Genomic DNA, 6,819 nt, shown 5'->3' with positions numbered 1-6,819 from the left:
GGGCGGCCGGGGCAGCGGCCGGGGCGGCGGGCCGGGCGGCGGGCGGGGCGGCGGGCGGGGCGGATGCCTCGCGGGTCGAAGAGGACGGGGGGTTCGTGTTCGGGGTGCTCACCAGTTGAGCTTAACCGCATCCCGCGCGGCGTCGGTCGCCCGGTCTACAGTGGGGAACTGTGCCAGAGCCCGTCATCGTTGCCCAGAATCTCGTCAAGAAGTACAAGGATTTCGCCGCCGTCGACGGCATCTCCTTCGAGGTCGCTCCCGGAGAGTCGTTCGGGTTGCTCGGCCCGAACGGCGCCGGCAAATCCACGACCATGCGGATGGTGGGGGCCGTCTCCACCCGCACCGGCGGCGACCTGCGCATCCTCGGCATGGACCCGGACCGGTACGGCCCGGAGATCCGCTCGCGCCTGGGCGTCGTGCCGCAGACCGACAACCTCGACACCGAACTGAGGGTGCGGGAGAACCTGCTCGTCTACGGGCGCTACTTCGGCCTCCCGCGGGCCCAGGTTGCCCGCCGTGCCGACGAGCTGCTCGCGTTCGCGCAGCTGGAAGACAAGGCGAAGGCGAAGGTCGACGCCCTGTCCGGCGGCATGAAGCGGCGCCTGACCATCGCCCGGGCCCTGATCAACGAGCCGAGCATCCTCCTGCTCGACGAGCCCACCACCGGGCTCGACCCGCAGGCCAGGCACATCCTCTGGGACCGGCTGTTCCGGCTCAAGGAACAGGGCACGACCCTGCTGCTGACCACCCACTACATGGATGAGGCGGAGCAGCTCTGCGACCGGCTGGTCGTCGTCGACAAGGGCGTCATCATGGCCGAGGGCGCCCCGGCGCAGCTGATCCGCACCTATTCGTCCCGGGAGGTGCTCGAGGTGCGGTTCGGCTCGGACCTGAACGCCGACGTGGCCGCGCAGCTCGCCGGGATGGGCGACCGGCTCGAGGTGCTGCCCGACCGCATCCTGATCTACAGCGAGAACGGCGAGTCCGAGCTGGTGCGCATCATCGACGCGGGGCTGAAACCGATCACCAGCCTGGTGCGGCGCTCCAGCCTCGAAGACGTGTTCCTGCGCCTGACCGGGCGGACCCTGATCGAATGAGCACGCCCACGCCCCCGCCCGGCTCCGTCGGCGACCAGGCCATCCGTGCCACCCGGCACGCCCGGCGCTGGGGTTCCTGGTATGTGGCCGAGCACCGCTTCCGGGTGATGCGCTCCTACGCCCAGACGGTGGTCGTGACCGCCATCGGCAACCCGGTGATCTACCTCTACGCGATGGGCGTCGGCCTGGCCACCCTCGTCGACGCCAACCTGGGCCCGGACGCGGTGGCCGGGGTCAGCTACCTGGCCTTCGTCGCCCCCGCCCTGCTCTGCAGCGCGGCGATCACCGTGGCCAGCGAGGAGTTCACCTACCCGATCATGCTCGGCTTCAAGTGGAACCCGGTGTTCTACGGCATGAACGCCGCCCCGATCCAGCCCGGGCAGATCATCAACGGCATCGTCATCTCGGTGGCCCTGCGGATGAGCGTCACCTGCGGCATCTACTACGCGTTCATGCTGGTCTTCGGGGCGGTGCCGTCCCCGGCCGGGTTCCTGGCCGTCTTCGCGGCCCTGCTCACCGGGCTCGGCTTCGGCGCCCTGCTGATGGCGTACACGGCCACCCTGACCGAGGACACCGGTCAGCTGGCCATGGTGATGCGGTTCATCATCCTGCCGATGACCCTGTTCTCCGGCACCTTCTTCCCGCTCAGCGTGCTGCCGGTCTGGCTGCAGTGGATCGGCTGGATCTCCCCGCTCTGGCACGGCACCGAGCTCGCCCGGGTGCTGACCTACGGGGCGAGCGAGCCGATCTGGCTGAGTGTGACGCACGTGCTCTACCTGGCGATTCTGCTGACCCTGGGCTGGACCTGGGCGCGCCGGGTCGCCGCGAGGAGGCTGAACAAATGACCGGGATCGACGACCTGAGAACGGATGCCGCGGCATCCCGCCCGCTCGGCGCCCTCTACGCCGGCAACGCTCGCAGTGTCATGCTGCGGGGCTGGCAGGCGACGCGGAGCACGAACTGGCTGGTCGTGGTCAGCGGCTTCTTCGAGCCGATCTTCTACCTGCTCTCGATGGGGCTCGGCCTGGGCGCCCTGGTCGGCACGATCACAACCGAGTCCGGCCAGGAGGTTCCCTACGCGGCGTTCATCGCGCCGGCGCTGCTGGCGGTCGCGGCGATGAACGGCGCCATCTACGACTCCACCTGGAACGTGTTCTTCAAGATGCAGTTCGCGAAGCTCTACGAGGGGATGCTGTCCACCTCGCTGGGCCCGCTGGATGTCGCGCTCGGCGAGATCTCACTGGCCCTGCTCCGTGGGGCGCTGTACGCCACCGGGTTCATGGTGGTGATGCAGGTGCTCGGGCTGAACCTGTCCTGGTGGGCGCTGCTCGCCCTGCCGGCCGTGCTGCTGATCGCGTTCGGCTTCGCGAGCGTGGGGATGGCGGTGACGAGCTTCATGAAGACGTTCCAGCAGATGGACTGGATCAACTTCCTGCTGCTGCCGATGTTCCTGTTCTCGGCCACGTTCTATCCGCTGAGCGTCTACCCGCAGCCGATCCAGTACGTGATCCAGGTGCTGCCGCTCTGGCACGGGATCGAGCTCGTGCGCGGCCTGACCACCGGCCAGGTCGACGTGGGCATGCTCTGGCACGTGCTCTACTACCTGGTGATGATCCTGCTCGGCCTGGTCTTCACGACCAGGCGCCTGCGCGCCCTCTTCCTCGACTGAGAGTGCCCGTTCCGGTCGAGAGTGACCCGCGGAACGGGCACTGTCGACCGGAACGGGTTCAGTCGAAGCTGTATCCCCGCAGCTTCTGCAACAGCTGGGCGGTCGCGATGGCCGCCGCAGCCGCCTCCGCGCCCTTGTCCTCCTTCGAGCCGGGCAGGCCGACCCGGTCCAGGCCCTGCTGCTCGTCGTCGAGGGTGAGCACGCCGAAGCCCACGGGCTTGCCGGCGTCCAGCGCCACCCGGGTCAGGCCATCCGTCGCCGCCGCCGACACGTACTCGAAGTGCGGGGTGCCGCCGCGGATGATCACGCCGAGGGCGACGACCGCGTCGGCGCCGTTGTCGAGGGCGACCTTGCATGCCACCGGCAACTCGAAGCTGCCGGGCACCCGCACCAGGGAGTGGCGGGCCCCGGATTCCTCGAGCACCCGGGTGGCACCGGCGATCAGCCCGTCGGTGATCACGTCGTGCCACCGTCCGGCGACGATCACGATGTCCAGCCCGGTTCCGTCGACGCTGACCTCGGGGGAGCCTGCTCCGCTCATAGTGTGATTCCCTTCAACATGTCGCTGTCTGCGATGTGGTGGCCCATCCGGTCGCGCTTGACGGCCAGGTAATCCTGATTGTGGGTGCCGACGCCGACCACCAGTGGCACACGTTCGGTCACCTCGATGCCGTGCGCCTCGAGCTGGCGCATCTTCTCCGGGTTGTTGGTCAGCAGGCGCACGGAGGAGATGCCCATCTCGTGCAGGATGGCCGTCGCGGCGCCGTAGTCGCGGGAATCCGCGGGCAGGCCCAGCGCGAGGTTGGCGTCGAAGGTATCCAGCCCCTCCTCCTGCAGTTTGTAGGCGCGCAGCTTGTTGATCAGGCCGATGCCGCGCCCCTCCTGGCCACGCAGGTAGACGACGACTCCGCCCTCGACCCGGATCGTCTCGAGCGCCGCGTCGAGTTGGGGTCCGCACTCGCACTTGAGTGACCCGAACGCCTCCCCGGTCAGGCACTCGGAATGCACGCGCACGAGGGCGCCGTTCGCGGGGGTGCCGGAGACGATGGCCACATGGTCCGCACCGGTCATCCGGTCGCGGTAGGCCCGCACCTGGAAGGCCCCGTGCACGGTGGGAACGGTGGTCTCCACCTCGAAGTCCACCCGCGGCGACTCGAGGATCGGGCTGACGGTGGGCAGGTCCGTGTCGCAGTGGAACTCCTGCAGGTACGCGATCAGGTCCTTGATCGTGATCACGAGAACCCCCTCGCGCTCGCCGAGTTCGAGCAGCCCGGGCAGGCGCATCATCTCGCCGTCCTCGGCAACGATCTCGCAGATCGCGGCGACCGGCACGAGTCCGGCGAGCTTCATCAGGTCGACGGCGGCCTCGGTGTGGCCATCGCGCTCACGCACGCCGCCGTCCCGGGCACGGAGCGGCATGATGTGGCCGGGACGGTGCACGCTGGCGGGCGTGGAGTCCGGGTCGGCCAGCACCCGCAGGGTGTGGGCGCGGTCGCCCGCGCTGATCCCGGTGCTGAGGCGGTCCGCCGCGTCGACCGACACGGTGTAGTTGGTGCCGCGCGCATCCTCGTTGTTGAGTACCATCACCGGCAGGTCGAGCTTGTCAGCGAGGTCGTTGGTCATCGGCGCGCAGATGAAACCGGAGGAGTAGCGCACCGTCCAGGCGATCCACTCCTGAGTGGCCAGCTGGGCGGAGATGATCACGTCGCCCTCGTTCTCACGGCCCTCGTCGTCGGCGACGATGACCGGTTTCCCCAACCTGAGTGCGTTCAGGGCGGCGGGGATGTCAGCGAGACTCATGAGTTGCTCCTTTTCGATCCTGCGTCAGCCAGGGCGAGCATGCGCTCCACGTGGCGGGCCAGGATGTCTGTTTCTATGTTGACGCGATCGCCGGCCGCGCGCTGTCCCAGCGTCGTGGCGGTGAGGGTTTCGGGGATGAGCGAGACTTCGAACCACTGGTCCGGTTCGCTCGCCGGGCTGATGTTGCTGACGGTCAGGGAGACGCCGTCGACGGCGATTGACCCTTTGCCGGTGACCAGCGGGGCCAGTTCGGGGGAGAGGCTGAACCGGAGCACCCGCCACGCATCGCCGGGGGTGACGCCCAGCAGGGTGCTGGTGCCGTCGATGTGGCCCTGCACGATGTGTCCGCCCAGCCGGTCGCCCACCCGGGCGGCGCGTTCGAGGTTGACCGGGCTGCCGGGCTGCACCGCGTCGAGGGTGGACATGGCGAGGGTTTGGGCCATCACATCGGCCGTGAACGTGTCACCGGTGCGCTCGACGACCGTGAGGCAGACGCCGTTGACCGAGATCGAGTCCCCGTGGCCCGCATCGGCCACGACCAGCGGTCCGCGGACGGTGAGCCGGGCGGCATCCGCCCCGCGCTCGACCTTCTCGACCTGGCCGAGTTCCTCGATGATTCCGGTGAACATGCTTCCCCTATCTGGGCCGGGCCACGACGAGGAGGTCCTCGCCGAGCCGGACGTAGTGTTCGATGGTCAGTCGCCGCTGCTCGTCAATGCCGGCGACGCCGATGTCGCCGAGGGCCAGCCGGCCGCCGCCGAGCAGCGTGGGCGCCAGGTAGACGAGGTACTCGTCCACGAGGCCGGCCGCGACGAACGCGCTGGCGAGCGTGGGCCCGCCCTCGATGAAAGCGTGACGGATGCCGCTCCGGTGCAGTTCGCCGAGCACCGCGAGCAGGTCGTGGGTGGCGAAGATCAGCGGCGAGTGCGGGTGGCCCCGCACGGCGGCGCCCACGGGGATGCCGCGGGCGCCGATCACGACCGGCACCGGCTGCGCGGGCAGGAGCTGCCCGTCGGCGTCGCGGGCGGTCAGCGCGGGGTCGTCGGCGAGCACCGTGCCGGTGCCGACGAGGATGGCGTCGGCCGCCGAGCGGCGCCGGTGCACGTCCTGGCGGGCTTCCGGCCCGGTGATCCAGCGGCTCGTCCCGTCCGCGGCGGCTGCCCGGCCGTCGAGGCTCGACGCCCACTTGAGCGTAACGAACGGTCGTCCCAGCCGGGCCGCGACGAGCCAGTCGGCGAGGAAGGGCTCGACCTCGTCGGCGAGCAGCCCGCCGACGACGTCGACGCCGTGGGAGCGCAGTCGGTCGGCTCCGCCGCCGGAGACGGGCCCAGGGTCGGCGACCGCGTAGACCACGCGGGCCACGCCGGCGTCGATCAGCGCGAGCGCACAGGGCCCGGTGCGCCCGGTGTGGTTGCAGGGTTCGAGGGTGACGACGGCGGTCGCGCCGCGGGCGGCTCCGGCCGAAAGCCGGGCGAGGGCATCCACCTCGGCGTGCGGCGTGCCGGCGCCACGGTGCCAGCCCTCCGCCAGGAACTGCCCGGAAGCGTCGAGGAGGACACAGCCGACGCGGGGGTTCGGGCCCGTGGCCGGTCCGTTCGCGGCCAACTCGAGCGCACGCCGCATAACGGCCTCGAGCGTCGCCTGGTCGGTCATTTCCGGTCCTCGTTCGTTTCTGAACGAACTCCGGGTTTTCGGTGCGCTGAACACCGTGTGGGTTGCGCAAGGCGAAACCCGCCGATCGGCCGGGAAGGCCAATCGACTCGTGCGCCTCTCATCCGGACTTTAACCGTCGGTGCTGGAATTTCACCAGCTCAACCGTTTCGCCCTGGAGCGGAACGGGTCGCGGACTTTCACCGCCGGTTCGGATTCACACCGACCCCGGAGCACGTTTCTTGTTACTAGTTATATCTCAACGCATCCGTCGCCGGGTAATTCCCGGCCCGGACTGTTCACAGCTCGCACAGTGCCCGGGCCGACTCTCGGCGACGCACAGGCTCATCGGGGGCGGCGGTCGTTCCTTCCCCGTGGGGGGTGCGCACCGATTATCGTTTCTAGTCACGGCCTCACCAGCACTCACGGCCTCACCAGTACGCAGCGTCACGACCTGACAAGGGAGTTAGTCCATGACCGAACACGTCATCGCCATCGACCAGGGCACCACCAGTACCCGCGCGATCATCTTCGACAAGGCCGGGACGATCATTTCCGCCGGTCAGCTCGAGCACGAGCAGATCTTCCCCCGGGCGGGTTGGG

Annotated in this window: 8 protein-coding genes and 1 riboswitch; of the genes, 4 read left to right on the top strand and 4 right to left on the bottom strand. The window is 69.3% G+C overall.

The genetic code is table 11. The features are described 5' to 3' along the window. The first annotated feature begins 170 nt into the window (after positions 1-170). From E3T24_RS08600 to E3T24_RS08590, 3 genes are read left to right on the top strand one after another with little or no spacing between them, the layout of a single operon-like run. A complete protein-coding gene (locus tag E3T24_RS08600; protein ID WP_134402958.1) occupies positions 171-1,097 on the top strand; it encodes an ATP-binding cassette domain-containing protein in 927 nt (308 codons plus the stop codon). Next, positions 1,094-1,942, top strand: a complete 849-nt coding sequence (locus tag E3T24_RS08595) for an ABC transporter permease (protein ID WP_134367989.1) — start codon at positions 1,094-1,096, stop codon at positions 1,940-1,942. Before E3T24_RS08600 ends, E3T24_RS08595 begins: the two co-directional genes overlap by 4 nt. Continuing rightward, positions 1,939-2,766 (top strand): ABC transporter permease, encoded by an 828-nt coding sequence (locus E3T24_RS08590; RefSeq protein WP_134367988.1) that lies wholly within the window; start codon positions 1,939-1,941, stop codon positions 2,764-2,766. The genes E3T24_RS08595 and E3T24_RS08590 overlap by 4 nt, the downstream gene beginning before the upstream one ends. A 58-nt stretch (positions 2,767-2,824) precedes the next feature. On the opposite strand, the gene ribH is transcribed toward E3T24_RS08590, so the two are convergent. Genes ribH through ribD form a run of 4 tightly spaced genes read right to left on the bottom strand, consistent with a single transcriptional unit; the run spans position 2,825 to position 6,219 of the window. Continuing rightward, the gene (gene ribH, locus E3T24_RS08585; protein ID WP_134402960.1) at positions 2,825-3,307 is read right to left on the bottom strand and encodes a 6,7-dimethyl-8-ribityllumazine synthase; all 483 of its coding nucleotides are present in this window, start codon (positions 3,305-3,307) and stop codon (positions 2,825-2,827) included. After that, on the bottom strand, positions 3,304-4,566 hold the full coding sequence (gene ribA, locus E3T24_RS08580) for a GTP cyclohydrolase II (protein WP_134434517.1): 1,263 nt from the start codon (positions 4,564-4,566) through the stop codon (positions 3,304-3,306). The genes ribH and ribA overlap by 4 nt, the downstream gene beginning before the upstream one ends. Further along, positions 4,563-5,195 carry a riboflavin synthase gene (locus E3T24_RS08575; RefSeq protein WP_134367982.1) on the bottom strand — a complete coding sequence of 211 codons (633 nt, stop codon included), beginning with the start codon at positions 5,193-5,195 and terminating at the stop codon, positions 4,563-4,565. The genes ribA and E3T24_RS08575 overlap by 4 nt, the downstream gene beginning before the upstream one ends. 7 nt (positions 5,196-5,202) lie before the next feature. Beyond that, positions 5,203-6,219, bottom strand: coding sequence for a bifunctional diaminohydroxyphosphoribosylaminopyrimidine deaminase/5-amino-6-(5-phosphoribosylamino)uracil reductase RibD (gene ribD / locus E3T24_RS08570; RefSeq protein WP_241976019.1), 1,017 nt, complete (start codon positions 6,217-6,219; stop codon positions 5,203-5,205). Positions 6,220-6,325: 106 nt separating this feature from the next. Then, a riboswitch (FMN riboswitch) is annotated at positions 6,326-6,456 on the bottom strand. A gap of 233 nt (positions 6,457-6,689) precedes the next feature. Here ribD and E3T24_RS08565 point away from each other — a divergent pair. Further along, on the top strand, positions 6,690-6,819 hold a 130-nt coding region (locus E3T24_RS08565; RefSeq protein ID WP_134434516.1), incomplete at its 3' end, for an FGGY family carbohydrate kinase.

Source organism: Cryobacterium sp. TmT2-59 (assembly GCF_004403545.1).
Taxonomy (GTDB): Bacteria; Actinomycetota; Actinomycetes; order Actinomycetales; family Microbacteriaceae; genus Cryobacterium; species Cryobacterium shii.
The sequence above is the reverse complement of the archived record's forward strand: the minus strand, read 5'-3'. Positions and strand labels throughout refer to the sequence as shown.